Raw genomic sequence first — 25,974 nt, 5'->3', positions numbered from 1 at the left:
TCCCGGAAGGCCGGGCGCGGGCTGCGGTCAAAGGGGCGGGCGGAGGCTGTCTCCGCTTGTCCTGTTCCGGTAGCGGGCGCACCTGCCGGGCACGTGCGGGCAGGGGATGCAGGCTGTGCGGCGCGGCATCCGCCCTTGCCGTGCAAACGGCAGGCAGCGAAAAGAAGGGGCCACCGGCAGGCCTTTCCGTCGCGCAGGGCGACAGAGGCGTCCGGCAGCCCCCTCCGTACGGATCGTTCTAGCCGCAGCGGGAGAAGCCGCAGGCGGGGCAGATCAGGCAGCCTTCCTGGAAGACTAGGGGCTCGTCGCATTCGGGGCAGCGGTGTTCCTCGATGTCGGCCACACCGGAGCCCAGATGCTCGTCCTTGAGGTAGCGGCGTTCCAGCACCCAGGCGATGGCGTCCGGGATGGAGAGCAGCAGGCCCTTGCCGCGGAACACGGGATGTTCGCCGCCGATGCCCTTGATCTGGGCCACGATGTCGCGCACCTCCACGCCGGAACGCAGGGCCAGGGACACCAGACGCCCGATGGCTTCGGCCTTGGCCGTGATGGAACGGCCGGACTTGCCGATGGTGGCGAAGACCTCGAAGGGCTTGCCGTCGATCTCGTTGACGGTCAGGTACATGGCGCCCAGACCGGTCTGGATCTTCTGGGTGAAGCCCTGCACCACTTCGGGACGCTTGCGCACCACGCCCAGACGGGGCTTTTCCGCAGGCGCGGGGGCTTCGCCGTCCATCTTCTTCTGGCCTTCGCCGGTGGCCAGCACCTGCAGGCTCTTGCAGCCGTCACGGTACACGGTGACGCCCTTGCAGCCTTCCTTGTAGGCCAGCCAGTAGATGTCGTGGATGTCCTGTTCGGTGGCGCTGTGGGGCAGGTTCACGGTCTTGGACACGGCATTGTCCGTATGGCGCTGGAAAGCGGCCTGCATGCGCAGGTGCCAGACGGGATCGATGTCCATGGCCGTGACGAAGACCTTGCGCATGGCGGCGGGCAGGGCATCCAGGGACTGGATGGAGCCTTTTTCCACCACCTGCTCCATGAGTTCGGGCGTGCCCAGACCGGCTTCCTTGAGGGCGGCCTCGAAATAGGGGTTCACTTCCACCAGGCGTTCGCCGTCCAGGATGTTGCGGGTGAAGCAAAGGGCGAACAGGGGTTCCACGCCCGAGGAGCAGCCGCCGATGATGGACAGGGTGCCCGTGGGCGCGATGGTGGTGACGGTGGCATTGCGGTAGGGGCCTTCGCCGCGCTGGGGGAAGACGGATTCCGCATAGGCCGGGAAGGGCCCGCGCTCTTCGGCCAGACGGGCCGAGGCGGCGTGGCCTTCGGCATTGATGAAGCCCATGATGCGCTCGGCCAGGGCGATGCCCGCCTCGGAATCATAGGGGATGCCCAGCTGGAAGAGCAGGTCGGCAAAGCCCATGACGCCCAGGCCGATCTTGCGGTTGCGGCGCACGGTCTCGTCGATGCGTTCCAGCGGGAAGCGCGAGGCGTCGATGACGTTGTCCAGGAAGCGCACGGCCAGATGCACCACCTGCTTCAGGCCGTCCCAGTCGATACCGGCCGCGGCGGGATCTTCGTCATGCTCGTGGCCGGGCACGAAGAAGCAGGCCAGATTGATGGAGCCCAGGTTGCAGGCCTCGTAGGGCAGCAGGGGCTGTTCGCCGCAGGGGTTGGTGGATTCGATCTCGCCCTGGGCGGGCGTGGGGTTGTCACGGTTGATGCGGTCCAGGAAGACGATGCCGGGGTCGCCCGTCTGCCAGGCGCGGCAGACCAGCAGGTCGAAGATCTCGCGGGCGCGCAGGCTGCCGGTGACCTTGCCGGTGTGGGGATCGGTCAGCTCGTAGTTCTCGTCGCGCTCCACGGCCTGCATGAAGGCTTCGGTCAGACCCACGGAAAGGTTGAAGTTGTTGAATTCCCCTTCCTTTTCCTTGGCCCGGATGAATTCCACGATGTCGGGATGGTCCACGCGCAGGATGCCCATGTTGGCGCCGCGCCGGGTACCGCCCTGCTTGATCTGTTCCGTGGCGGTGTTGAAGATGCGCAGGAAGGAGACCGGGCCGGAAGCCACGCCGCCGGTGGAGCCCACGCGGCTGGCCTTGGGGCGCAGGCGGGAGAAGGAGAAGCCCGTGCCGCCGCCGGACTTGTGGATCATGGCGGCGAACTTGACGGCATCGAAGATCTCTTCGATGGAGTCGCCCACCGGCAGGACGAAGCAGGCGGAGAGCTGGCCCAGCTCGCTGGCGGCGTTCATCAGGGTGGGGGAGTTGGGCAGGAAGCGCCAGCTGGTCATCAGGTCGTAGAACTGGCGGGCCAGGTCGTCGGCAGTGAAGGGGGAACGCTCGTATTTGGCTTCTTCAGCGGCGATGGCACTGGCCACACGCCAGAAGAGGTCACGGGGCGTCTCGGTGCTGCCATCTGCTTTTTTGTGCAGATAGCGTTTCTGCAGCACCACTTCCGTGTTGGGCTTGAGCTGCGGCTCGGGCAGATCGTGAGGCATGGGAGGGATCATGGCAGACCTTTGGGTAAAAAGAAAAGCGGCTGGCCTCCCGCTGGGGGAAAGTCGGCACGCTGGATCGATCGGCTTCACAGGCCGGGCGGTCTGGAACCGCGCGGCGAAAGCCCTTTATACGCATTCCCCTGGGGAAAATAAAGGGCCTCTTCCAGTGGAGAAGAAAAGCCCGCTTTGATCTTATTCAATAAAATCAGGATGTTTTTTGAAGAAAACGGCTCTTGTCACCGGCGGAGGGCCCACGGGGGAAAAATCCCCGCAGGGCCTTGACCTGCAAAGAAAAAGGCGGGGAAAGAAAAATTTTTCCGGGCCCGGAAAAAGATTTTTGTCACAGAGCGCCGGAAAAGCCGCTCCGGCAGAGCCTGCCGGGCTTGCCCGCAGGTGCCGTGCTGCTGCCGGTGGCGGGATCGGACGCCGGACAAAACGAAGGGGAAGGGGCGTGGGACCCCTTCCCCATATCTTTTATTTCATGGGCATCCGCCAGATCACAGGCAGCTGCGGCGCGGCCGCTGCCGGTCAGACGGAACGCCCGTGCGGCAGGCTTGCGGACATGTGTATGAAAACACGTTTGCCCGTTGCGGGCCCTTCGCAGGAAGGGTGGCTAGTCCTCCCCGCGGCCACGGCCTCGCCTGGGGGCATCGCCGTGACGCCTGTCGCCGGAGCGCCGGTCAGAGCGCTGATCAGGGCGGCGGCCATCGGGCCTGCGGTCGTTCCGGGGGAAGGTACGGGGATCGTCGTTCCTGTCAGGACGGCGGTCGTCTTCATACCGTCCGGGACGCCGGTCCTGAGGATGGGCCGGTCGTTCCGGGGCCCCGCGCCGGTCGTCACGGCGGGGCTGGCGGTCGTTGCCGTTGCGGCGGTCGCGGAAGGCGCCGTCGGCAGTGTCGCGTTCGTCGGAGCGCCTGCCGAAGCGCTTGTCCCCGTATCTGTCCTCCTGCCGGTCACGGAAGTTCCGGCGCGGTTCTTCGGAGCCCGCGAAACGTCCCGGGCCGCGGCTGCCGCCGGGGACGGCGGGCAGGGCCAGCAGCAGGGCGCCGCTCTTGCGGTCACGGCGGGGCGTGCCGGGCCGTTCGTCCGCCTGGGCCCGGGCCGTGAGCTGCGCGCCCGAGGGCAGGGCGGCGGCATCGGGCACCACGGCCAGACCGGCGGCACAGCAGGCATAACGGGCCTGGCCGCGTAGGCCGGGCACTACGAAGGGCGAGGAGAGCACACGCACGGGCCGGGACTGGCGCAGCATGGCCGCAGCTTCGCGGCTGTTGTCCGGGGCGTCGTCATCAAGGTCGTCCAGATCGTCGAACAGGCTTTCCCCGGCGGCCGGGTCGGCCCGCAGCAGCAGGGGGGCCAGACTCAGGGCGCTTTTGGCCAGGCCGGCGGCGGAGGACAGCTCCTGCAGCCATTGCGGCGCACCTTCGCAGTCGAAAGTGAAGTGGCACCAGCCGCGTCCGGCATGGGCGTGGGCCAGCGGGCAGGGGGCCCGGTGCGTGCAGGGGGCCAGGGACATCAGGTCACGCTCCAGCGCGGCATCCCGCAGGCGGCTGATGGTCTTGCCGCCCAGACGGGTGCCGGGCTCCACGAAGAGGGCCGCGGGCAGCAGGGCCTCGTCGGCGCTGCCGGTCTCGTCCTCGTTCAGGGGCGCGGGCCAGCACAGGGGCTCCAGCTCGTCCAGAAGGTTCTCCAGACGGCGCACGCCGCCGGAGCCTTCCTCGTCCTCGTCGTCTTCGCGGTTCATCTGGCGGCTCTCGGCGCTCAGTTCGTTGAGCACGTTGGCCGCCGTGAGCAGCCAGGGGCGCAGATGGCGTTCCTGACGCTCCAGCGTATCGGCCAGTTTGCGTTCCAGGCGCGGCATGTGCTCCAGCGAGCCCCGTTCCACTCGTACCTGCCAGACGGGCTGGCCCAGGATGTCGCCCCAGGCGGCCATGACGTCGCGGCCCAGTTCCATGGGCTGCACGGCATTGTCCACGGCCAGCACCTGGATGGGCAGGGCGCGCCATTCGGGACGGGCCAGCCACAGGGCCAGCGGCACGCTCAGGGGGCCGGAACCGCCGTCCAGCAGCAGGGGCGTCTGGCCTTTTTCCAGCCAGAGGCGGGGATCGGGCAGGGGCAGGGAACGGAACAGGCGCGCCAGACGCAGCACGTTCCAGGGCAGGAAATAATACAGATAGGCGCTGGTGCTGGCCGGGGAACTCCAGTAGGGCCGGTAGAGGCCGGAGCGTTCGCAGGTCAGCAGACGGGAAAGGGCCTCGATGTCCGCAGGCAGGTTGCGGTAATGGGCGCTGCGCAGCGGGCGCACCGTACGCAGGGCCTGGCCCAGGGCATCCAGTTCCCGCCGGACCACGTCGGGCAGGGCGGGCAGGAGCTCGGACTCCATCTGCCACGGGGACGGACGGGCGTCACGGGGCGCGCGGGCCTCCCGCTGGCCGGGGCGGCTCCAGCCGGAGAACTCTTCCTGACGCCGTGAGGGGCGTTCGGCCTGCTCACCGGTAAAGGAGGAGTACTGGCTGCGCGGTGTTTCGGAACGGCGGCCACGCTCGCGGTCGTTACGGGATTCTTCATGGAAAGAACGGCGCTCCGTCGCGCGGCCTGCGGGGCGCTGACCGCGGGGGGCCGGAGCTTCGCCGTATTTTTTCTGTCGGGTATCGGACATTTATACTCCAAAGCGCATATGGCGCAGGTAATCGGCATGGAAGCCGGGATCTTCAGCAACAGGGACGAGCGTGGCCGCGGCGCACCAGCGTGCCAGTGCGGGCAGGCGCCAGGGCTCGGCGGCCAGCAGGGCGGCGCCATCCAGCGAGCTGTTGCCCACGGCACGCACACGCCGTCCCATGCCGGAGGGCAAAAAGCCCAGCTCTTCCAGACAGGCGGGCGGGCAATGTTCGCCCAGGGCACCGGCCAGGGCCAGACAGGCCACATCGGCGGCGGCCAGCCCCGCGGCCCGCAGCAGGGCCTCCAGAGCCTGGGAGAAGGCGGCCTTGACCTTGAGCAGTTCCTCCACGTCGGCGGCGGCCAGCCATTGCCCGTACGGCAGGGGCAGGCGCAGCCCCGTCCGGGCCTGTTGGGGCGGCGGGGCCACACGCCGGGCCAGCGGCGAGGCGGGCGTGCGGAAATGCCCGTCCGCATCCAGACAGCCCAGGCGCAGCAGCAGGGCCAGCAGGGAAAGATAGCCCGTGGCGCTGATGCCCTGCACATCGGCCCCGGCCGCCAGAGGGCCGTCCACGCTGTGGCAGGCCAGTCCCAGCGGCGAGACCTCGAAACGGGTGATGCTCCCCGGCCCGGCCATGCGGCCGCACTGGGGCCCGATGCCTTCCAGGGCCGGGCCCAGCGGGACGCTGGCAAGCCACAGACGGCCCCGGGCGTCCACGAGGGCCAGCTCGCCGTTGGTGCCCAGGTCGGCCAGCAGCAGCGGGCGCGGCAGGCCGTCGGCCAGCAAACGGAGCAGCCCGGCGCTGATGTCGCCGCCTACGAAGGGCGCGGGCAGGGGCGGGATCAGCAGCGGCGGCAGCCCTTCCACGGTCAGGCCGCAGCCGCCCGCATGGCTGCGCCGGTAGGGCGCGGCGCACAGGCCGCTGATGTCCCTGTCCAGAAAAATGTCGGTCATGGCCGTATTGGCCGCCAGTACCAGCCGCTCCACAGGGATGCCGGGCAGGGAGGCCGTCTGCTGCCGCAGCAGGGCCGCCAGATGGTCACGTACCAGCCGGGCGAGCCGGGCCCGGCCTTCGGGCGCACTGGCCACGGCCAGACGGGACATGATGTCCGCGCCTGCCCCGGCCTGCGGGTTGAGGTCGTGCCCTTCGGCCACCACGGACACCGGCAGGGGCGGACGGCAGAGCAGGGAAAAATCATCAGGGGCCGGTTCTTCCCAGGCATCGGGGACGGCGATCAGGCGCCAGTACAGGGATGTGGTGCCCAGGTCCACGGCCAGGGCCAGATGCTCCTGTTTCGGGAGGGAGGGCGCGGCCGTGGTCATGACCGTCATTTTTTCCGGTGCGGGCACATCGAGATGCAGCTCCGGGCCCATGGCGTCAGTTATCTGACGACGGCAGGCCAGACGCCAGCCCCGGGCCAGCAGGTCGGGGCCCAGGATCTCCTCTTCTTCCGGCAGGGGATCGGGCGCCACGGACAGGTCATGGAAGCGGACCCGGCAGCGGCCGCAACGGCCCAGACCGGAACAAAGGGGTACGGGCGCCGCCAGCCCGCCCAGCCAGACGGCCCGGGCCAGGTCGTCGCCGGGGGCCGCATGGCCGCAGCGCGGGGGCGCGGCAGGGACTTCATCCTGCCCGGCGCTCGTGCGGGGCAGTTCATGGACACAAAGTTTCATGCCGCCACACTGCCTCAAGGCGCCGGGCAAGGCAAGCCTCGGAGGCCCGGGCGTTTGGCCTCGTTCTTGCATTCTTTGTCGCAAACTACGGGAAATCGACAGTCATGAGCAGCATACTTTCACAGGAAGAGATCGCCGCCCTGTTGCACGGCCTGCCTGCCGCCGGAGGGAATGACGCTCCGCCGGCCGGAGCGGCCGCCCCTGCGGACGACGAAGCCCGGCTGGATGCCCTGGCCGCGCGCTGCGCCCGCCTGTGCGCCGCCAGCATGGAGGAGCAGCGGGGGCGCCTGCTGGAGCTGACGCCGCTGCCTGTGCGCCGCCGTCCCTTCGGCAGCGTGGCGGACAGCATACGCGAGGCTTCCTGTTGCTGTGCCGTGGAGCTGGAGGGCCTGAAAGAGCCCGCGCTGCTCGTGCTGGACAGAGCCTTCGTCTTCAGCCTGCTGGAAGAATTTTTCGGCGCGGGGGGCTTCGAGCGCCCCGACCGGCGTCCCCTGACCGCGCTGGAGACCATGCTGGCCCGCAAGTTCGCGGACCGCTTCCTGGCCGCCTTCGATCTGGCCAGCAAACCGTCGTCCTGGCATCCCCGCTGCGGCCACAGCTCCTCCCTGCCGCGTCTGGCCGTCTTGACCCCCGATGAGCAGCCGGTCTGGCATCTGGCCTTCCGCAGCCTGCTGGGCGGCCGTGCCGGGGCCCTGTGTCTGTGCCTGCCCGAGGATTTCAGCACCCATCTTGCCGTACGCTCGGCCTTGCCCGGTCCCGGCCGGGAAAAAAATATCCCGGACGCGGCAGGCGCATCCGGGATCATCTAGCAGGGATATCTTCGGGTCGGGCTAACAGCCGCGTATCCAGTAGGTCTCGAAACCGTCTTCCAGCCAGCCGTCTTCCAGATGACGGAAATCCGCCTTGCGCAGCAGCTCGCGGTATTCGTCGCGGGTACGGCGCCAGCCCCAGAACTGCTGGCGGCGGATGCCCAGGAAGTGCAGGAAGCCGCGGATGACGATCTTGAGGGCGTTGACGAAACTGCCGATGAAGCTGTCTTCCTGCAGCAGCGAGGCCGAAAGGCAGATGAGCTGGCCGCCGGGCACGAGCTGTGCCCGCAGTTCGCCCAGCAGGTGCTGGAGCTCGCGGGTGGGGATGCTGTAGTCCACGGCCGAAAGATAGATGACGTCATAAAAGACGTCCGGCGGCAGGCAGGCCGGGGGCATGCCGATATACATGCGCTCGTTGGGCACATGACGGCGCAGCCAGCGCATGCTGACGGTGCTGGGCTCGTTGACGTGCAGCTCCAGCTCGTCGGCCGACATCTCCTCCACCAGACAATGTTCCATATAGCCTACGCCGCTGCCGATGGAGAGCACACGCAGCGGGCCGGAACCTTCAGGACGCAGGGCGGCCTGTTCGCGCAGGCGGGCGGCCAGCCACTGGGCGTCCTTGCGCTTGTTCTGCCGCCAGAGGGCGGGCAGATCGTCCCAGTCCTTGAAGCGCCGGAACAGCTCTTCATAGAAGGTGGCGTAAAACTTGGGTTCCGCCAGATGGAAAAAAGAAATGTGCGAGAATGACGTAAACGGGATTCCCTGCCAGCTTTCCTGATAAAAACGCCGCACATTTTCCTCCATAAAAGACAAAAGAGGGGGCGGGCCCGGGGCCCGCGGACGGTGGTACGGCAAAGGGGCTCCCCCTGCCGGACGCAGCGCGATGATACCCCAGCCGGGCCGTCCGCGCAACGTGCCGGAGGCATTGACGGGGCCGGAAGACGAAAAAAACTCGTTCGGGGCAGAGAAAGAACAGGCCGGGAAAGCTTTCCCTCATCATTCCAGGGCAGGGAAACTTGCCGGGGGAGGGGCGGCAGGGCAACAGCCTTGTGGCGCTCTGCGGGCCAGGCGCGCCGGACTCGCGGGCTGGTCAGCGTCCGAGTCCCGGGCCGGAGACAAAAAAATCCCGGAGGGGACGGGCCCCTCCGGGAAGAGCGTCAGTTATTCGCCGCGATCCTGCAGGGCGGCCACGGAGGGCAGCAGTTTGCCTTCCAGCAGCTCCAGGGAGGCGCCGCCGCCGGTGGAGATGTAGCCCATCTTGTCGGCCAGGCCGTAGCTTTCCACAGCGGCCACGGAGTCGCCGCCGCCCACCACCACGAAGGCGGGGGAAGCCGCCAGGGCTTCGGCCAGGGCCTTGGTGCCCGCGCCGAAGGGATCGGTCTCAAAGGCGCCCACGGGGCCGTTCCAGACCACGGTGGCAGCCTTCTGCAACAGACCGGCGTACAGTTCCACGGTCTTGGGACCCACGTCCAGGATCATCTCGTCAGCGGGCACCTTGTCCACGTCGCAGACCGTGGCGGTCTGGCCGGGGGCCAGTTCCCTGGCCGTGACCACGTCCACGGGCAGGGGCAGGGTCTTGCCCAGTTCCTTGGCCTTGGCCATGACCTTTTTGGCATCGTCCACCAGCTCGGGCTCATACAGGGAGGTGCCCACGCTGTAACCGGCAGCGGCCAGGAAGGTGTTGGCGATGCCGCCGCCCACGATGAGGGTATCCACCTTGCCCAGCAGGTTGTCCAGCAGGCCCAGCTTGGTGGAGACCTTGGAACCGCCGATGATGGCCATCAGCGGACGGGCGGGAGCATCCAGCACCTTGGCGAAGGCGTCCAGCTCGGCGGCCATGAGCGGCCCGGCGCAGGCCACCTTGGCGGCGCGCACGGCCCCTTCGGTGGAGGAATGGGCGCGGTGGGCGGCCCCGAAGGCGTCCATGACATAGATGTCGCCCAGAGCGGCCAGTTTGGCGGCCAGTTCGGGATCGTTCTTCTTTTCGCCCTTGAAGAAGCGGATGTTCTCCAGCAGCACCACTTCACCGGGAGCGGCCTTGGCGGCGTCGAAGTCGGCGGCCAGCTTCACGGGACGGCCCAGCAGGCCGGAAAGGTGGGCAGCCACCGGCGCCAGGGAGAACTTTTCTTCCACCACGCCTTCGGTGGGACGGCCCAGATGCGAGAGCAGGACCACGCCCGCGCCCTTGTCCAGCGCCATGCGGATGCCGGGCAGGGCCGCACGGATACGTTTGTCGTTGGTGATGCGGCCATCCTTCATGGGCACGTTGAGATCCTGGCGGATGACAACGGTCTTGCCGCTGCACTCCATGTCCTGCAACAGTCTGATGGGCATGTCTGCCTCCTTTTTGTCAGGGAAGGGATCACCGGGAAGGGCCGGGACACGGCGTCCGGTTTGTCAAAAAGATATGTTCCCCGAAGAGGAAAGTCCAGCCCGGCCCCAAAGGTCAAAGAGGATGCCGTTAGCGGAATATCCGGCAACCGCTGTCCCGCCTTCGGACGGGAGGACGGCATGGTGCGATGTCCTCAGGAGGATATCTGTTTGCTCGGAATGTCGGGCCCGTCAGGAGGATACGGCCCGGCATCTCTCGGGGGTAGGGGCAAGCAAGGTCATGTTCGTCCCGCTCTTGGCGGCAGGGACATGGCTGCGGCCCGATTCATCCACGCCCGCCAGCATGGAATTTGTCCTCTTTGGGCAGGACGCAAAAAGGCCCGGGACCTGGGGATATGTCATCCCGCGATCCCGGGCCTTGGTTTCACACGTGTGGGGGGGCCCTAAAGCACAGGCCTCTCTCCGCAACAGCTCATGTCAGCCCTTAGCCCAGCAGCTGGCGGGCCATGTCGGCCAGGTGGGCGGAGGTGAAGCCGAAGTGTTCGGCCAGGGCCTTGCCCGGGCCGGAGGCACCGAAGGTGGTCATGCCGAGCACGGCACCGTCCAGGCCCACATACTTGCGCCAGTAGTCGGCGGCAGCGGCTTCCACGGCCACGCGGGCACGCACGGCGGCGGGCAGCACGCTTTCGCGATAGGCGGCATCCTGGGCGTCGAAGCGCTCGCAGCAGGGCATGGAGACCACGCGCACCTTGCGCCCTTCGGCGGTCAGGGCCTCGGCGGCCTCAAGGGTGATGCCCACTTCGGAGCCGGTGGCCATGAGGATGAGCTCGGGGGTGCCGTCGCAGTCACGCAGCACGTAGCCGCCGCGGGCGATGGCCTGCACCTGGGCCTCGTCGCGGCTGACGAAGGGCAGGTTCTGGCGCGAGAGCGAGAGGCAGGTGGGACGGTGGGCGTTCTCCAGGGCGCACTGCCAGGCAACGGCGGTCTCCACGGTGTCGCAGGGACGCCAGACATCCAGGCCGGGCATGAGGCGCAGACCGGGCACCTGTTCGATGGGCTGGTGGGTGGGGCCGTCCTCGCCCACACCGATGGAGTCGTGGGTGAAGACCCAGACCGCACGGGTGCCCATGAGGGCCGCCAGACGCAGGGCGTTCTTGGCGTAATCGGAGAAGACCATGAAGGTGCCGGCGTAGGGGATGAAGCCGCCGTGCAGGGCCAGACCGTTCATGATGGCGCTCATGCCGAACTCGCGCACACCGTAGGCCAGATAGTTGCCGGTGCAGGTGGCGGGATCGAAGTTCACGGAATGGCTGGTCTTGGTGCCCACGGAACCGGTCAGGTCGGCGGAACCGCCCAGCATCTCGGGCAGGTTGCCCACCAGTTCTTCCAGGGCCTTCTTGGAGGCCACGCGGGTGGCGATGCTCTCACCGGCTTCCACGGCCTTCTTGACCATGGCGGCGGCGATGTCGGCCCAGTCAGCGGGCAGGTCGCCCTTCATGCGGCGTTCCAGTTCGGCGGCCAGCTCGGGACAGGCGGCGCGGTAGGCGTCGAAACGGGCCTGCCATTCGGCTTCGGCCTTCTTGCCGGCTTCACGGGCGTCCCAGGCGGCGGCGATGTCGTCCGGCACGGAGAAAGCGGGCTGATGCCATTCCAGAGCGGCACAGGTGGCGGCGGCCACGTCCACGCCCAGGGGCGAGCCGTGGCAGGAGGCGGAGTCGGCCTTGGAGGAACCGAAACCGATGTGGGTCTTGCAGATGATGAGGCTGGGATGCTCGGCGTCGGCGCGGGCTTCGGCCAGGGCGGCGTCCAGGGCCTCGGCGTCATGGCCGTCCACGGGACCGATGACCTGCCAGCCGTAGGCTTTGTAGCGGGCGGCCACGTCTTCGGTGAACCAGCCGTCGATCTTGCCGTCGATGGAGATGCCGTTGGAGTCGTACAGGGCGATGAGCTTGCCCAGGCCCCACACGCCGGCCAGGGAACAGGCTTCGTGGGACACGCCTTCCATGAGGCAGCCGTCACCGAGGAACACGTAGGTGTGGTGGTCGATGACCGTGTGCTCGGGGGTGTTGAAGCGGGTGGCCAGCATCTTTTCGGCCAGGGCCATGCCCACGGCGGACGAGATGCCCTGACCCAGGGGACCGGTGGTCATTTCCACGCCGGGGGTCACGTCGCATTCGGGATGGCCGGGGGTGCGGGAGCCCAGCTGGCGGAAGTTGCGGATGTCGTCCATGCTCAGGTCGTAGCCGGTGAGGTGCAGCACGGCATAGAGCAGCATGGAGGCGTGACCGTTGGACAGCACGAAGCGGTCACGATCCATCCAGCCGGGATTGGCGGGATTGTGTTTGAAGCCGTGGCGCCAGAGGGCTTCGGCCATGTCGGCCATGCCCAGGGGGGCGCCGGGATGACCGGAACGGGACTTCTCGATGGCGTCGATGGCAAGGGCGCGGATGGCGTTGGCACACTGTCTGCGGGTAGGCATGATGCGGTCCTTTGTTGAGTTATTTTTTCAGGGCGCGGCCGGGCTGCCACAGGGCGGCCGCAGCGCAACGGGCATTGTGGGCATTATCGGCCGCAGCCTGGGCGGCGGCCTGGAATTTCTGATGGCACTGGTCATAGGGCGGATGGCCGAAGAAGGCCGAGCCCGAGACCAGCACGTCGGCACCGGCGGCCACCAGCTGCGCGGAGTTCTCGGGGCAGGCGCCGCCGTCCACCTGGATGAGCACGTCCCCGGCACCGGCGGCGTTGAGCATGGCGCGGGTGGCGCGGATCTTGTCGAAGCTCTGGGGGATGAACTTCTGGCCGGAGAAGCCGGGGTTCACGCTCATGACCAGCACCATGTCCAGATCGGGGGCCAGCCAGCGCAGGGAGGCGATGTCCGTACCGGGGTTGAAGGCCAGACCGGCTTTCATGCCCAGGCGGCGGATCTCGCTGAGGGTGCGCTGGGGGTGGCGGTCGGCCTCGGCATGGATGACCAGCATGTCGGCCCCGGCATCACGGAAGGATTCCAGATAGCGGGCGGGCTCCTCGATCATGAGGTGCACGTCGAAGAAAAGTTTGCTGCTGCGTTTGCGCAGGCTTTTGATGACGGGCTGGCCAAAGGTGATATTGGGCACGAAGGCCCCGTCCATGATGTCCAGGTGCAGCCAGGAGATGCCCGCGGCCTCAAGGGCGGCGAGCTCGTCGGCCAGACGGGAGAAATCGGCGGAGAGCAGGGAAGGAGAAAGGATCATGCGGCATCCTGTGGTGCGCTGCCTGTCGTGCAGGACCGCCGCGGCGTACTGCCGGAGCGGCAGGACAGGGGATCACCGGCCGGCCAGAACGCGGCGCAGCTCGGTCAGCTCGTTTTTCAGCTTCAGCATCAGGGCCGGATCGCGCTTGCTGGCGGCGCGTTCCGGCAGGACCTCGTCCAGGGTGGCGCTGCCGTCCAGGATGCGGCGCGCGCCTTCTATGGTCATGCCCTTCTGGTGCAGCAGCTGCTGGATGCGGCGCAGCAGGGCCATGTCCTCTTCGCTGTAGAAACGCTGGCCCGAGTCCGTACGCCGGGGAGTCAGCTGGGGGAACACCGTTTCCCAGAAACGCAGCACGGAAGTATTGAGGTTGAGCAGGGCGGCGGCTTGGCCGATCTTGTAGAGTTTTTCCGACATGCTCCCTCTCTTGCGGGTTTCACCGCGCGGGCCGGGGCCGCACGCAGCACCACGGACCGCGGCCCCGCAAGGGGGGCCGCAGCCCGTGGAATACCGTATCAGCAGCACTTCCGTCACGGGGCGGGCACGGCTCGCCCGGTACGGAAGGGGCAGGGGGCTAGATGCGTACGCCCAGCTCCTGCACCAGGGATTGTGCCACCTTTTCCCGCACTTTGTCCACTTCCGCATCCTTGAGGGTGCGCTCGGCGTGACGGAAGGTCAGGCGGAAGGTGAGGTTGCGTTCGTCGCTGCCTTCGGGGCTGAAGCTGTCCACCAGCACGGCGCCTTCCAGCAGGGGCTGCTTCTGGCCCATGATCTGGTCCAGGATGGCGCCCACGGTCACGCCCACAGGGGCGGCCACGGTGATGTCGCGGCGCACCGGCGGGAAGACGGCCAGGCTCTGGAAGCGCAGCTGGGCGGCATCATGCAGGCGGCGCAGCACGTCGAGGTTGAGCTCGGCCAGCCAGACGTCCTTGCGGGCGTGGAAGCTGTCGGCCATCTCGGGACGCACGCGGCCCATGACGCCCACCTCGGTGCCGTCCACGCTCAGGCGCACGCAGGGCAGCAGGTAGGGGTGGCTCTCGGCCAGTTCGCACACGGGGGCGGACAGGTTGAGGAAGTGCAGCAGGTGCTCCACGATGCCCTTGAGGTCGCTGTAATCCATGTCGGCTTCCACATGCGGCCAGGCGCTGTCGTGGCGCTGGCCGTAGAGGAGCACGCCCAGCATGCCGGTCTCGCTGGCGCCGGTGGCGTGGGGATCGTCGCTGGGAGCGGCCGTGAAGGTGTTGGCCAGCTCGAACAGGCGCACGCCCGCGGCGCCCTGGGCCAGGTTGTTGCGCAGGTCATGCAGCAGGCCGGGGGCCAGCACGGTGCGCAGGGCATCCTGTTCGGCGGAGAGCGGGTTCATGATGGAGATGCGGCCTTCGGCGGGCAGGCCCAGCAGGTCCAGATCCTTGTGGCCCACGAAGCTGTAGTTGACGGCTTCGTTGAGGCCCAGACCGGCGCCCCAGTGGCGCAGGCGGGACCAGAACTGGAAGGTGGACATGGGTTCGCCGGCGCGGCCCAGATCCTGCAGGAAGGCGGGCAGTTCGGGGGCGATGGTGTCCAGACCGTGCACACGGCCCACTTCTTCGATGAGGTCGGCTTCGCGGGTCAGGTCGGGGCGCCAGCTGGGCTGGGTGACCTGCCAGCTGTCGTCGCTGGTCTTCTCGATGGCGCAGCCCATGCCGGAGAGCACCTTCTCGTCGAAGTCGCGGCTCAGTTCCACGCCCAGCAGGGCGTTGGCGCGGGCGGGGCGGAACTCGATCTGCACGGGCACGAAGGGCTTGGGCTCGGCCAGGGTGTAGCCGGGGCAGACCTTGCCGCCGGCAGCGGCCACCATCATGGCGCAGGCACGGTCCAGGGCCCAGATGGAGCGCTTGTGGTCGATGCCGCGTTCGAAGCGGTAGGAGGATTCGGACGACAGGCCCAGACGGCGCGAGGTTTTGCGGATGGTGCCGGGACGGAACACGGCGCTTTCCAGGAAGACGTTGGTGCTGGCATCGTCGATCTCGGTGGCCTGGCCACCCATGACACCGGCCAGGGCCACGGCGCGTTCGGCGTCGCGGATGCAGAGGTCACGGGGATCGAGGGTGCGTTCCTGGCCGTCCAGGGTGACGATCTTCTCGCCCTGGGCGGCGGGGCTGACGATGATGCGGTTGCCGCGCAGCTTGTCCAGGTCGAAGGAATGCAGGGGCTGGCCGCATTCGAAGAGGATGTAGTTGGTCACGTCCACGATGTTGGAGATGGGACGCACGCCCACGGCATGCAGACGGTGACGGATGCGCATGGGCGAGGGAGCGATCTTGACGCCGGCGATGACGCGGCCGGCGTAAAGGTTGCACAGCTCGGGATCGCTGACTTCCACGCTGGGCAGGTCGCGGGCCGGGCCGTCCTCGCACAGGGGCAGTTCGGGGATGGTCAGGGGCAGGTTGAAGGCCAGGGCGGTCTCGCGGGCCAGGCCCAGCACGGAGAGACAGTCGGCGCGGTTGGGGGTGATGGAGATGTCCAGCACCTCGCGGTCCAGCTCCAGGGTGTCCACCAGACGGGTGCCGGGCACGGCGCTGTCGGGCAGAACCATGATGCCGCTGTGGTCTTCGGTGAGGCCCAGCTCGCGTTCGGAGCAGATCATGCCGAAGGAGGGAGCGCCGCGCAGCTTGGCCTTCTTGATGATCAGGCCGCCGGGCATGGTGGTGCCCACCAGGGCCACGGGGACTTTCTGGCCGGCGGCCACGTTGGGGGCGCCGCAGACGATGTCCAGCAGTTCGCCCTGGCCGGCGTCCACCTTGCAGATGTGCAGGTGGTCGGATTCGGGATGGTCGACGCATTCCACCACATGGCCCACCACGATGGGGGCGATGGCGTCATAGGGGCGCACGATTTCTTCCAGTTCCAGGCCCAGCATGGTCAGCCGGTCGCCCAGCTCCTGTGCCGTGCCTTCATACGGGACGAATTCGCGCAGCCACGAAAGAGAAAGCAGCATATGTCATCTCACTGGCCCCGCAGGGCCGGTTAGCAGTTGATTCAGTTGAAGTCCCAAGCCGGTTTGCCCGGCGTGTCGGCGTCGGGATCCGGCAGGGGGCGGCTCTGTTTGCGTCCGTAAGTGCCGTAGGCGCCGCCGCGGGGGCGCTTGCGGGGTTTCACTTCCTCGGGGCCGTAGTCCTTGAGCGGGCGGCCGTAGGCATCGGTATAGCCCATGCCGCGCTCGGTGGTGTTGCCGGCATTGCCCATGGCGGGCAGGCCTTCCATGGGCTTGGGCCCGCCGGGCGGTTCGAGACCGCTGTGGTGTGGGCTCAGGGCCGAGGCGGCCCAGGCATCACCGGCATCCAGCGCGGCGCTGCCGGCGGCGCAGAGCAGGGCCAGCAGCACGGGGACACAGGCACGGCGGAGACGGACGGACAGAGGCACGGGACCCACCCTAGGCGTGCAGGCCGAACTGGCCGAGGAAGCGCACGTCGTTCTCGAAGAACATGCGCAGGTCGCCGATGCCGTACTTGAGCATGGCCACACGTTCCACGCCCAGGCCGAAGGCGAAGCCGCTCACATCGGCGGGATAGCCCACGGAGGCGAACACGGCGGGGTCCACCATGCCGCAGCCCAGGATCTCCACCCAGCCGGTGGTCTTGCACACGCGGCAGGGTTCGCCGTTGATGTGGCCCTTGCCGCCGCACATGCAACAGCTGATGTCCACTTCGGCGGAGGGTTCCGTGAAGGGGAAGAAGCTGGGGCGGAAGCGCACTTCGGTATGACCGCCGAACACGGAGCGCACGAAGGCGGTGAGGGTGCCGCGCAGATGGGCCATGCTGATGTTCTGGCCCACCACCAGGCCTTCCACCTGATGGAACATGGGGGTGTGGGTCAGGTCGGAGTCGCGGCGGTAGACCTTGCCGGGGGCCACGATGGCCAGGGGAGGCTTGCGGCCCAGCATGGTACGCACCTGCACGGGGGAGGTGTGGGTGCGCATGAGCACGCGCTCAGTGATGTAGAGGGTGTCCTGCATGTCGCGGGCGGGATGTTCCGGCGGCATGTTGAGGGACTCGAAATTGTAGAAGTCGTTTTCCACTTCCGGGCCGGAAGCGATGTCGAAGCCCAGCTTGCTGAAGATGCCGCAGATCTCTTCCATCACCAGGGTGGTGGGGTGCAGCGAACCGCGCCAGGGGGCGCGGCCGGGCAGGGAGGGGTCGAAGCGCTTGAGGGCCTCGGCTTCGCGGGCCGCTTCCAGGGCGGTCTTGCGGGCGTCGAACAGGGCGGTGAGGCGCTCCTTGACGCTGTTGGCCTTCTGACCCACGGCGGGGCGTTCCGCGGGGGGCAGCTTGGCCATGGAGCTCATGGCCTGGGCCAGTTTGCCCTTGCGGCCCAGAAAGTCCACCCGCAGTTCTTCCAGTTCATCCAACGAAGAAGCCCGGTCAAGACCTGCCTCGAGGTCTGTAACCAGGCTTTCCAGTACAGTCATCAAATCCATGCGAATTCCCGGAGCCGCCGCAGGCGGCGTTACGGTCAAAGGGACGGCCCTGACGGCCGCACACAACAGCGGCGGAGGGACACCATGTCCCGCCGCCACACGACAACAGGGCGCATGCCGCCGGGGCCGCATGCCGCGGCATCCGGGGCGCGCCCGATCTTACCGGAATCTCCGGCGGAAAAAAAGAGCGCGGCATATCCCGCACGAGGAAAAACCTCACGCCAAGACATGCCGCGCACTCAAAAAAGCTGTGGCGTGCCGACTACAGGGCAGCCTTGGCCATTTCCACCACCTTGGCGAAGTCGTCCTTGTGGTAGACGGCGAGGTCGGCCAGAACCTTGCGGTTCAGGGCGATGCCGGCCTTGTTCAGGCCGTGCATGAGGCGGCTGTAGGACAGGCCGTTCAGGCGCGCGCCAGCGTTGATACGCAGGATCCACAGGGTGCGGAAGTCGCGTTTGCGGTGCTTGCGGCCGATGAAGGAATACTGGAGCGAACGCTCCACAGCCTCACGGGCGGTACGATACAGACGGCTGCGGCCACCACGGAAACCCTTGGCCGCGCTCAGGTACTTTTTGTGCCGACGATGAGCGGCGAGACCTCTCTTCACACGCATGGGGGGTACCCTCCTTTCGCCCGGCCAAGGCGGAGGTATTGTGCCTGCCGGGGAAAAAAATTGATCCCAGATGGGGCGCAAATTGCTTGAAAAGAACGGCTTTGCGCTGGCCGTCGCCCCTGTGGGGCGCTGCGCCGCGCGGCGGTGCTGCGGCGGTCATGCCGCCTCCCGCATGCGGGCGCGCAATCCGGACGGATCAGAATTCACGCCGTCACGCTCTCGCGTTCCGGAACGGACGCTCCGCGCACGGAGCTTCCGCAAGGCTCGGGATGACTAGCCGTTGGGCAGCATCCGGCGCACGGCCTTCTCGTTGGTGCGGTCAACGATGGCGGCCTGGCCCAGGCGCATCTTGCGGCCGGGAGCCTTCTTGGTGAGGATGTGGCGCAGATTCTGACGACGACGCTTGAACTTGCCGCTGCCGGTGAGCTCGAAACGCTTGGCCGCGGAACGCCGGGTTTTGATCTTGGGCATGATATACTCCTTAGCGAATAACCTGCCCGTACACTACGGGCAGGAACGGCATATTGCCTGAAAAAGCCGTGCGGCGCAAGTGCAAAATGCAGGGGCGCGCAGGCAGTCCTGACGGCACAGGCCACCTGTGACGTCAGGAAAAAAGGCTCTGGCGAAGGACTACTTCTTGGGCACCAGCAGCATCTGCAGGGTGCGGCCTTCGGCACGGGGCTCCTGGTCCACCTTGGCCACATCGGCCAGGTCCTGCACGACGCGTTCGAGGATGCTGATGCCACGGTCCTTGTGGACGATCTCGCGGCCACGGAAGAACACCGTCACCTTGCAGCGGTCGCCGTCTTCCAGGAAGCGGCGGATGTGGCGCAGCTTGGTCTCGTAGTCATGGTCGTCGGTCTTGGGACGGACCTTGATTTCCTTGATCTGCACCACGCTCTGGCGCTTTTTGGCTTCCTGCTTCTTTTTCTGCTGCTCGTACTTGAACTTGCCGTAGTCCATGATGCGGCAGACAGGCGGTTCGGAGGTGGAAGCGACTTCCACCAGGTCCATACCGGCTTCCTTGGCAAGGGCAATAGCCTCGTTGCGCTGCAAAATACCCAGTTGTTCCCCATCGGCGCCGATGACGCGCACTTCGCGGGCGCGGATCATCTCGTTGCGACGCACGCCGTCCTGCGGCACGTCGCGCCGGGGTCTCATGTTAGGAGAAGCTATAGCGCATCCCTCCATTCTTGAAAGGCTCTTCGCTGTCCGTACGGATCAGGGCAGCCACTTCCGCCACGGACTTGAGCCCCAGGTTGTCCCCATTGCGCAGACGCACATTGACGCCGCCCGCCTGCGCTTCCTTTTCTCCAACCACCAGAATATACGGCACCTTGGCCAGCTGCGCCTCGCGCACCTTGAAGCCCAGCTTCTCGTTGCGCGTATCGGCCGTCACGCGGATCCCCAGAGCTTTCAGCTCCTCGCAGGCCTTGAGCGCGGCTTCGTTGTGGGCATCGGTGACCGTCAGGATCCGGGCCTGTTCGGGCGCCAGCCAGGTGGGCATGGCACCGGCGTACTGCTCGATGAGCACACCGATGAAGCGCTCCAGCGAGCCCATGATGGCCCGGTGCACCATGACAGGACGATGACGTTCGCCGTCCTGGCCCACATAGGTCAGGTCGAAACGTTCGGGCAGGGTGAAGTCCACCTGGATGGTGGAGCACTGCCATTCGCGACCGATGCAGTCCAGCAGGCGCACGTCGATCTTGGGACCGTAGAAAGCGCCGTCGCCCTCGTTGATCTCGTAGGGCATGTCGGCCTTCTTCACGGCCTCGATCAGGGCATTGGTCGCCAGTTCCCAGGCTTCGTCGGTACCGATGCTGTCCTTGGGACGGGTGGAGATGCCCACCTTGTAGTCGAAGCCGAACAGATGCATCAGGTCGCGGATCAGGTGGATGACACCGAGGATCTCGCCTTCCAGCTGTTCGGGCGTGCACAGGATGTGGGCATCGTCCTGGGTGAACTGACGCACACGCAGCAGGCCGTGCAGGGTGCCGCTCTTTTCGTGGCGGTGCACCACGCCCAGCTCGAAGTAGCGCTGGGGCAGGTCACGGTAGCTGCGCAGATCGTTGCGGTAGATCAGCATGTGCGAGATGCAGTTCATGGGCTTGATGCCGTACTGATCGTCCTCGATCTGGGTGAAATACATGTTCTGGCGATAGTGGTCGTAGTGACCGGAACGCTGCCAGGTCTCCACGCGCAGCAGCTGCGGGCCCTGCACCAGGTCGTAGTTGCGCTTGATGTGCTCGCGACGCCAGAAGTCTTCCAGGATGGTGCGCATCAGCATGCCCTTGGGCAGCCAGAAGACCATGCCGGGGGCCACGTCTTCATGGAAGGTGAAGAAGCCCAGTTCACGGCCCAGCTTGCGGTGGTCGCGGCGCTTGGCTTCTTCCAGCTGCTTCAGGTAGGCGTTGAGGGCCTTCTCGTCGGCAAAAGCGGTGCCGTACAGGCGGGAGAGCATGGGATTCTTTTCGTCGCCGCGCCAGTAGGCGCCGGCAGCGGAAAGGATCTTGCTGGCCTTGGAGAAGCCGGTGTGCGGCACGTGGGGGCCGCGGCACAGGTCGGTGAAATCGCCGCAGGTGTACAGGGAGACCGTGTCGCCCTCGATGCCTTCGATGATCTCCACCTTGAAGTTCTCGCCCATCTTGCTGAACTTCTCGATGGCGTCGGCCTTGCTCATGGTGGTGCGCACGAAGGGCAGGCGTTCGTTGACGATGCGCTGCATCTCGGCTTCGATGGCCGGGAAGTCTTCGCTGGAGAAGGGCTTTTCCACGTCGAAGTCGTAGTAGAAGCCGTTTTCCACAGCGGGACCGATGGTCACCTTGGCCGAGGGATAAAGCTTTTTCACCGCGGCGGCCATGACATGGGCCGTGGAATGGCGGATCATGCTCAGGCCCTCGGGAGAATCGGCGTACACGGGAGTGATGTCGGTACACTGGGCGGGAACGGTGGCGGAAAGATCGCACAAAGTCTCCGTGCCCTCTGCGGTCACACGCGCAGCCACCACGGATTTGAATTTTTTGCCGCTCAGCGCTTTCTGCAGAACAGCGGCCACATCACCCTGTTCGGGGGCGTCCACCACCTGTCCTTCCACGCGGACATCCATGCTTATACTCCTTCAGGCGCCCTTGTCGGGCGTATGGTACAAAAAAAGGAATGGGGAGGCTGAAAAACCTCCCCATCTTCAAAAAACGTGCTGCTTTCGTGCAGCTATCTGGCGGGCACCGCCCCTGTCGCCACGGGCTCATGCCCTTATTATTTTATTTGGTAGGAACGAGCAGACTTGAACTGCTGACCCCTTCCGTGTCAAGGAAGTGCTCTAGCCACCTGAGCTACGCTCCTACTCCAAGAGGCGAAGTCTTATCTAGCGAAAACCACCCCCTGAGTCAACAACTTTTTTTTATTTTTTTTTATTTTTTATTTTCAACAGGTTGCAGCCTCATTTTTGCCTCTCATTTTGCCCGTTTTTTCCGGTGGCCGTCAAAAATGGGCAAAACGCTCTGGAAGAAGGGAACAAAAAAAGCGCATTTTTTTCGAAAAAAATGCGCTTTTTTTGCAACAGAGCCGAAAGTCGAGGCTGCTACAGCCCCTGTTCCGCACGCCAGGCGGCGAAACGTTCGCGCGCCCGGGCCGAGTAGAGGGCCTTGCGGTCCTTCTTCTTGGCTTTTTCGTCCAGCTCCGGCATGAGGCCGAAATGGGCGTTGGACGGCTGGAAGTGCTTCACCGGGGTGCGCAGATGGTTGAGCAGGGCACCCAGCGCGCATTCCAGCGGCGGCAGGGCCAGCTCCCTGCCCTGGGCGCGGGCGGCCAGCAGCATGCCCAGCCACATGCCGCAGGCGGCGGATTCCAGATAGCCTTCCACACCGGTGATCTGTCCGGCCAGGAAGACGCGGGGCCGCGCCTTGAGCGACAGGTCCTCGTTCAGGGCCACGGGCGCGTTCACATAGGTGTTGCGGTGCATGCTGCCGAAGCGGGCGAATTCCGCCTTTTCCAGACCGGGCACCATGCGGAACACGCGCGCCTGCTCGCCGTAGGTCAGCTTGGTCTGGCAGCCCACCAGATTGCAGGTCTCGCCGTTGAGGGTCTCGGCCCGCAGCTGCAGGATGGCCCAGGGACGGCGGCCGGTACGCGGGTCCACGAAGCCCACGGGCTTCAGCGGGCCGAAGGTCAGGGTGCGCGGGCCGCGTTCGGCCAGGGCCTCCACCGGCATGCAGCCTTCGAAATGCTTTTCCTTCTCGAACTCCCGTGCGCCCACCTTTTGCGCTTCCAGCAGGGCATTATAGAAGGCTTCGTATTCTTCCTTGTTCATGGGGCAGTTGAGATAGTCGCCGCCCGTTTCGCCCTTTTCCTGCCCGTAGCGCGAGGCACGGAACACGATGTCCATATTCAGGGAATGCGTCCAGACGATGGGCGCGATGGCATCATAAAAATAGCAGTGGTCGCCGCCCACCACCTCGGCCAGCGAGGCGGAGAGGTTCTCCGAAGCCATGGGCCCGGCCGCCAGCACTACGGTCTCGAAGCCGTCCAGCGCGGGATCGTCCAGGGACGTGATCTGCCGGTGCACCAGCGTGATGCCGGGCGTGGACATGACGCGCTGCGTCATGGCCGCCGAGAAGGCCTCGCGGTCCACGGCCAGGGCCTTGCCCGCAGGCACGCGGTGGGCGTCGGCCAGCTCCATGAAGTCGCTGCCCAGTTCGCGCATCTCGGCCTTGAGCAGGCCGATGCCGGAGGTCAGCTCGTCCGAGCGCAGGGAATTGGAACAGACCAGCTCCGCCAGCCCGTCATTGACATGGGCCGGGGAACGGAACTCCGGCTTCTGTTCGAACAGAGTCACTTGCAGACCGGCCCGCGCCAGACGCAGGGCACATTCGCAACCGGCCAGGCCGCCACCAATAACCGCATAGCTGTGTTCAGTCACGCCATCTCCTTTTGTTGGCCGCATCTTTGCCCAATCTGGGCCCGGAAGGCAAGGGGGAGCAGGAGCGGAGGCGGCGGAAGGGAAGAGGGGCCCGTTCTGTTATTGGAGGACAGTGGGCCGTCCGGGGGAAGGGGGGCCTTTTGGAAAAGGCTCCCCTTCCCCCGTGCCCCCATCCCCGCGAAAACTTTTGCTCTGGTCAGTGCAAGGGAATTTGCGGGCGGTGAGCCTCCCGAGCGCGACGGTCTCCGGAGGAGCTGCTGCTCCCGTTCGTCGACCATACCCGGGCATCCCGGAGCGTATGGGGCCCCTCGCGTGGCTCCATTGCCGGTCTTGCTGCGATGAGATCTTGATGCTGGCGGGGATTGTGCTGCGGGCTTGGGTATTGCCGGAGGGGGAAGGCGTTTTGTGGAATCTGTCGTTGGGGCAGGGGCCTCAGCTCATGAGGGGCTTGTCTGCAGGAGGCGGGCGGGGCAGCGCCACGCTGTTTTATTAGAGGAGATGAGAGGGGGAGACGGGGCTCGATTCGCGGAGGGGGGCCGCCGTATCCGGACCGGAAGGGAAAGCACGTTTGCTGGTGGCCTGTACTCTTCTCTTGCAGGGTCATGGCTGGAGGAGCGTATGCCGGGCAAGAGAACGCCCAGAGGGATTGAAAAAAATTTTTTGCAGATGTCCCGGCTGGGAACTTGCTGGCAATGTTTCCTGAAAATCCCCGCAACTGGCCTGTACGCTCGCTGATGGAGGAAGGGGAAGACCACTGCGTGGAGCTGGCTGCCGGGCCGGCGGGGACCTGTCCATGAGCACGGGCACAAAGCGGCGGTCCTGTGGCCGTATCCTGCGGGCCCGCAAGGCTTTGGGCCTCTTGCCCGCTGTCCGCATGTGCGCTACATCTCACGCCATGAGCAATTTTTCCGTACCCACCTGCCCCGTGCGCCTCGCTTTCGTGCGCGAAGGGGCCCGTTCCCTGTACGCCGGTCAGCTTGAACCGGCCACGGCTTTCTCGGCCGGTATCGACCTGCGCGCCTGTCTGGACGAGGACTGTGTGCGCATCCCTGCCGGAGGCCGCTTTTGCGTGCCTGCGGGCATCAGCGTGCAGCCTTGCGAGGCCGGTTTCGCGGGTTTCCTCTATTCCCGCAGCGGCCTTGGTGCGCGTGAGGGCCTGACCGTGGCCCAGGGAGTGGGGGTCATCGACCCCGACTATACGGGCGAGATCCTCGTCATGCTGCTCAACACCTCGGGCGAGGAGCGCATCCTCAAGCGTGGGGAGCGCATGGCCCAGCTTGTTTTCCAGCCCTTTGTCCGCCCTGTCTGGCAGGAGGTGGAGAGCCTTTCTGCCACGGAGCGCGGTGCGGGCGGCTTCGGACATACGGGGCGCTAGTCTCCGCCAGGGGATGCCGCCGGCCGGGGCCGTGCGTTGCCGCGTGTGCCGCGGGCATATCCGCCGCCGGGCCGGGACGTCTGTTTTCCCGGCAGCCTCCCGTTTTTTCCAAAGCCTTTTCTGTTTCACGATTGCCGGGGCGCGTGCCCCGTGGGATGGCGCAAGGCCTCCCAGCAAAGGAGTTGACCATGTCCGACACATTTTCCGCCGTCAAAGCCCAGGAAGAAGCACTGCTTTGCCGTTCCTACAGCCGATATCCCGTGGCTGTGGTCCGAGGCAAGGGCTCGCGGTTGTGGGACGTGGACGGTAAGGAATATGTGGACCTGCTGGCCGGCATCGCGGTGACCGCCCTGGGCCACTGCAACGACGAGGTCTGTGCCGCCCTGGAAGCCCAGGCCCACAAGCTCTGGCACGTCAGCAACCTTTTCTATCAGGAAGAACAGCTGGAACTGGCCCGCCTGCTGCTGAGCACCAGCCATCACGGCAAGGCCTTCTTCTGCAATTCCGGCGCCGAGGCCAACGAGGCCTGCATCAAGCTGGCCCGCCGCTACATGCGCAAGGTCAAGCAGCGCGACGCCTACGAGATCATCACCCTGGGCGGCTGCTTCCACGGCCGCACGTTCGGCGCGCTGGCCGCCACGGGCCGCGAGAGCCTGAGCGACGGTTTCACGCCGCTGCCCGAAGGCTTCAAGCAGGTGCCCGCCAATGACCTGGCCGCGCTGGAAGCCGCCATCACGCCCGCCACGGCGGCGGTGCTGGTGGAAGTGGTGCAGGGAGAAGGCGGCATCGTGCCCCTGCCGGGCGATTACCTGCGCGGTGTGGAAGCCTTGTGCCGCAAGCACGACATCCTCTTCATCTGTGACGAAGTGCAGGCCGGTCTGTGCCGCACCGGTACCTTCTGGGCCTTCCAGCAGCATGGCCTGACCCCGGACGCCATCAGCATGGCCAAGTCCCTGGCCAACGGCCTGCCCATGGGCGCCATGCTGGCCACCGACGAGATGGCCAAGGGCTTCGAGGCCGGCAGCCACGCCACCACCTTTGGCGGCGGCGCGCTGGCCTCCGGTGTGGCGGCCAAGTGCGTGGAGATCATGCTCCGCGACAAGCTGGCCGACCGTGCCGCCGGGCTGGGCAAGCATGTGATGGACCGCGTCCGCGCCATCCGGGACAAGCTGCCCGGTACCGTGCGTGAAGTGCGCGGCCTGGGCCTGATGATCGGCATCGAGCTGGCTGTGGATGCCGCCGCCGTGTGGCGCGAACTCATCGCCCGCGGCTTCATCTGCAACCTGAGCCACGGCGTGACCCTGCGCCTGCTGCCTGCCCTGACCATCGACAAGGCCGACCTCGACGCCTTCATCGATACGCTGGAAGACATCCTGCGTACGGCGAAGTAAGGCGGCGTTTCCCGGTACATATCC

The 25,974-nt window shown here is 66.4% G+C and carries 19 protein-coding genes and 1 tRNA gene; 3 read left to right on the top strand and 17 right to left on the bottom strand.

Annotated elements, in window-relative coordinates; all coding sequences use genetic code 11:
* Window positions 1–238: 238 nt before the first annotated feature.
* From Q4I12_RS01515 to Q4I12_RS01505, 3 genes are all read right to left on the bottom strand, one after another.
* A complete protein-coding gene (locus Q4I12_RS01515) occupies window positions 239–2,497 on the bottom strand; it encodes a vitamin B12-dependent ribonucleotide reductase (RefSeq protein WP_239463885.1) in 2,259 nt (752 codons plus the stop codon).
* A gap of 613 nt (window positions 2,498–3,110) precedes the next feature.
* On the bottom strand, window positions 3,111–5,153 hold the full coding sequence (locus tag Q4I12_RS01510) for a small ribosomal subunit Rsm22 family protein (protein WP_302260218.1): 2,043 nt from the start codon (window positions 5,151–5,153) through the stop codon (window positions 3,111–3,113).
* Complete coding sequence (locus tag Q4I12_RS01505) at window positions 5,154–6,824, bottom strand: ASKHA domain-containing protein (RefSeq protein WP_302260217.1); 1,671 nt, start codon at window positions 6,822–6,824, stop codon at window positions 5,154–5,156.
* Window positions 6,825–6,928: 104 nt separating this feature from the next.
* On the opposite strand from Q4I12_RS01505, the gene Q4I12_RS01500 reads away from it, so the two are divergent.
* On the top strand, window positions 6,929–7,633 hold the full coding sequence (locus Q4I12_RS01500; protein ID WP_302260216.1) for a hypothetical protein: 705 nt from the start codon (window positions 6,929–6,931) through the stop codon (window positions 7,631–7,633).
* A 21-nt stretch (window positions 7,634–7,654) separates the two neighbouring features.
* Here Q4I12_RS01500 and Q4I12_RS01495 read toward each other — a convergent pair whose 3' ends face one another.
* The 14 genes from Q4I12_RS01495 to trmFO all read right to left on the bottom strand — a co-directional run bounded on the left by Q4I12_RS01495 (window position 7,655) and on the right by trmFO (window position 23,208).
* Window positions 7,655–8,428 carry a class I SAM-dependent methyltransferase gene (locus Q4I12_RS01495; RefSeq protein WP_204625612.1) on the bottom strand — a complete coding sequence of 258 codons (774 nt, stop codon included), beginning with the start codon at window positions 8,426–8,428 and terminating at the stop codon, window positions 7,655–7,657.
* Between the two features lie 369 nt (window positions 8,429–8,797).
* Window positions 8,798–9,970 (bottom strand): phosphoglycerate kinase, encoded by a 1,173-nt coding sequence (locus Q4I12_RS01490; protein ID WP_302260214.1) that lies wholly within the window; start codon window positions 9,968–9,970, stop codon window positions 8,798–8,800.
* A 481-nt stretch (window positions 9,971–10,451) separates the two neighbouring features.
* A complete protein-coding gene (gene tkt, locus Q4I12_RS01485; RefSeq protein WP_204625613.1) occupies window positions 10,452–12,446 on the bottom strand; it encodes a transketolase in 1,995 nt (664 codons plus the stop codon).
* Between the two features lie 19 nt (window positions 12,447–12,465).
* Entirely contained in the window at window positions 12,466–13,197 is a 732-nt protein-coding gene (rpe, locus tag Q4I12_RS01480) for a ribulose-phosphate 3-epimerase (RefSeq protein ID WP_297158693.1), read from the bottom strand.
* A gap of 72 nt (window positions 13,198–13,269) precedes the next feature.
* Complete coding sequence (locus Q4I12_RS01475) at window positions 13,270–13,611, bottom strand: MerR family transcriptional regulator (RefSeq protein ID WP_302260210.1); 342 nt, start codon at window positions 13,609–13,611, stop codon at window positions 13,270–13,272.
* A 157-nt stretch (window positions 13,612–13,768) separates the two neighbouring features.
* Window positions 13,769–16,171: a phenylalanine--tRNA ligase subunit beta gene (gene pheT, locus Q4I12_RS01470; RefSeq protein ID WP_302260208.1), complete on the bottom strand. Its 2,403-nt coding sequence runs from the start codon at window positions 16,169–16,171 to the stop codon at window positions 13,769–13,771.
* A gap of 41 nt (window positions 16,172–16,212) precedes the next feature.
* Window positions 16,213–16,596 carry a translation initiation factor IF-2 gene (locus Q4I12_RS01465; protein WP_302260207.1) on the bottom strand — a complete coding sequence of 128 codons (384 nt, stop codon included), beginning with the start codon at window positions 16,594–16,596 and terminating at the stop codon, window positions 16,213–16,215.
* Between the two features lie 10 nt (window positions 16,597–16,606).
* Window positions 16,607–17,650 carry a phenylalanine--tRNA ligase subunit alpha gene (gene pheS / locus Q4I12_RS01460; RefSeq protein ID WP_204625616.1) on the bottom strand — a complete coding sequence of 348 codons (1,044 nt, stop codon included), beginning with the start codon at window positions 17,648–17,650 and terminating at the stop codon, window positions 16,607–16,609.
* A 262-nt stretch (window positions 17,651–17,912) separates the two neighbouring features.
* A complete protein-coding gene (rplT, locus tag Q4I12_RS01455; RefSeq protein WP_006008100.1) occupies window positions 17,913–18,263 on the bottom strand; it encodes a 50S ribosomal protein L20 in 351 nt (116 codons plus the stop codon).
* Window positions 18,264–18,536: 273 nt separating this feature from the next.
* The gene (gene rpmI, locus Q4I12_RS01450; RefSeq protein WP_006008104.1) at window positions 18,537–18,734 is read right to left on the bottom strand and encodes a 50S ribosomal protein L35; all 198 of its coding nucleotides are present in this window, start codon (window positions 18,732–18,734) and stop codon (window positions 18,537–18,539) included.
* Between the two features lie 159 nt (window positions 18,735–18,893).
* Complete coding sequence (infC, locus tag Q4I12_RS01445) at window positions 18,894–19,424, bottom strand: translation initiation factor IF-3 (protein ID WP_006008106.1); 531 nt, start codon at window positions 19,422–19,424, stop codon at window positions 18,894–18,896.
* A gap of 1 nt (window position 19,425) precedes the next feature.
* Window positions 19,426–21,372, bottom strand: a complete 1,947-nt coding sequence (gene thrS, locus Q4I12_RS01440) for a threonine--tRNA ligase (RefSeq protein WP_168935528.1) — start codon at window positions 21,370–21,372, stop codon at window positions 19,426–19,428.
* A 159-nt stretch (window positions 21,373–21,531) separates the two neighbouring features.
* Window positions 21,532–21,608 (bottom strand) — tRNA-Val (locus Q4I12_RS01435).
* A 238-nt stretch (window positions 21,609–21,846) separates the two neighbouring features.
* Window positions 21,847–23,208, bottom strand: coding sequence for a methylenetetrahydrofolate--tRNA-(uracil(54)-C(5))-methyltransferase (FADH(2)-oxidizing) TrmFO (trmFO, locus tag Q4I12_RS01430; RefSeq protein WP_168935527.1), 1,362 nt, complete (start codon window positions 23,206–23,208; stop codon window positions 21,847–21,849).
* Window positions 23,209–24,058: 850 nt separating this feature from the next.
* On the opposite strand from trmFO, the gene dut reads away from it, so the two are divergent.
* Together dut and Q4I12_RS01420 are read left to right on the top strand one after the other, a co-directional pair.
* Entirely contained in the window at window positions 24,059–24,559 is a 501-nt protein-coding gene (gene dut / locus Q4I12_RS01425) for a dUTP diphosphatase (protein ID WP_239463900.1), read from the top strand.
* Between the two features lie 188 nt (window positions 24,560–24,747).
* Window positions 24,748–25,950, top strand: coding sequence for an aspartate aminotransferase family protein (locus tag Q4I12_RS01420; RefSeq protein WP_287440210.1), 1,203 nt, complete (start codon window positions 24,748–24,750; stop codon window positions 25,948–25,950).
* Window positions 25,951–25,974: the final 24 nt, after the last annotated feature.

Source organism: Desulfovibrio piger (genome assembly GCF_951793255.1).
Classification (GTDB): Bacteria; Desulfobacterota; Desulfovibrionia; order Desulfovibrionales; family Desulfovibrionaceae; genus Desulfovibrio.
Note: the sequence above shows the minus strand (reverse complement) of the source record. Positions and strands in the feature narration are given on the sequence as shown.

Bases quoted from the DNA above. Each gene is read 5' to 3' on its own strand.
- Q4I12_RS01515 (WP_239463885.1), bottom strand. From the start codon at position 2,497: ATGCCTCACGATCTGCCCGAGCCGCAGCTCAAGCCCAACACGGAAGTG.
- pheT (WP_302260208.1), bottom strand. From the start codon at position 16,171: ATGCTGCTTTCTCTTTCGTGGCTGCGCGAATTCGTCCCGTATGAAGGC.
- dut (WP_239463900.1), top strand. From the start codon at position 24,059: ATGTGCGCTACATCTCACGCCATGAGCAATTTTTCCGTACCCACCTGC.
- rplT (WP_006008100.1), bottom strand. From the start codon at position 18,263: ATGCGTGTGAAGAGAGGTCTCGCCGCTCATCGTCGGCACAAAAAGTAC.
- Q4I12_RS01420 (WP_287440210.1), top strand. From the start codon at position 24,748: ATGTCCGACACATTTTCCGCCGTCAAAGCCCAGGAAGAAGCACTGCTT.
- rpmI (WP_006008104.1), bottom strand. From the start codon at position 18,734: ATGCCCAAGATCAAAACCCGGCGTTCCGCGGCCAAGCGTTTCGAGCTC.
- Q4I12_RS01475 (WP_302260210.1), bottom strand. From the start codon at position 13,611: ATGTCGGAAAAACTCTACAAGATCGGCCAAGCCGCCGCCCTGCTCAAC.
- Q4I12_RS01505 (WP_302260217.1), bottom strand. From the start codon at position 6,824: ATGAAACTTTGTGTCCATGAACTGCCCCGCACGAGCGCCGGGCAGGAT.
- Q4I12_RS01490 (WP_302260214.1), bottom strand. From the start codon at position 9,970: ATGCCCATCAGACTGTTGCAGGACATGGAGTGCAGCGGCAAGACCGTT.
- rpe (WP_297158693.1), bottom strand. From the start codon at position 13,197: ATGATCCTTTCTCCTTCCCTGCTCTCCGCCGATTTCTCCCGTCTGGCC.
- trmFO (WP_168935527.1), bottom strand. From the start codon at position 23,208: ATGCGGCCAACAAAAGGAGATGGCGTGACTGAACACAGCTATGCGGTT.
- pheS (WP_204625616.1), bottom strand. From the start codon at position 17,650: ATGGATTTGATGACTGTACTGGAAAGCCTGGTTACAGACCTCGAGGCA.
- tkt (WP_204625613.1), bottom strand. From the start codon at position 12,446: ATGCCTACCCGCAGACAGTGTGCCAACGCCATCCGCGCCCTTGCCATC.
- infC (WP_006008106.1), bottom strand. From the start codon at position 19,424: ATGAGACCCCGGCGCGACGTGCCGCAGGACGGCGTGCGTCGCAACGAG.
- Q4I12_RS01510 (WP_302260218.1), bottom strand. From the start codon at position 5,153: ATGTCCGATACCCGACAGAAAAAATACGGCGAAGCTCCGGCCCCCCGC.
- thrS (WP_168935528.1), bottom strand. From the start codon at position 21,372: ATGGATGTCCGCGTGGAAGGACAGGTGGTGGACGCCCCCGAACAGGGT.
- Q4I12_RS01500 (WP_302260216.1), top strand. From the start codon at position 6,929: ATGAGCAGCATACTTTCACAGGAAGAGATCGCCGCCCTGTTGCACGGC.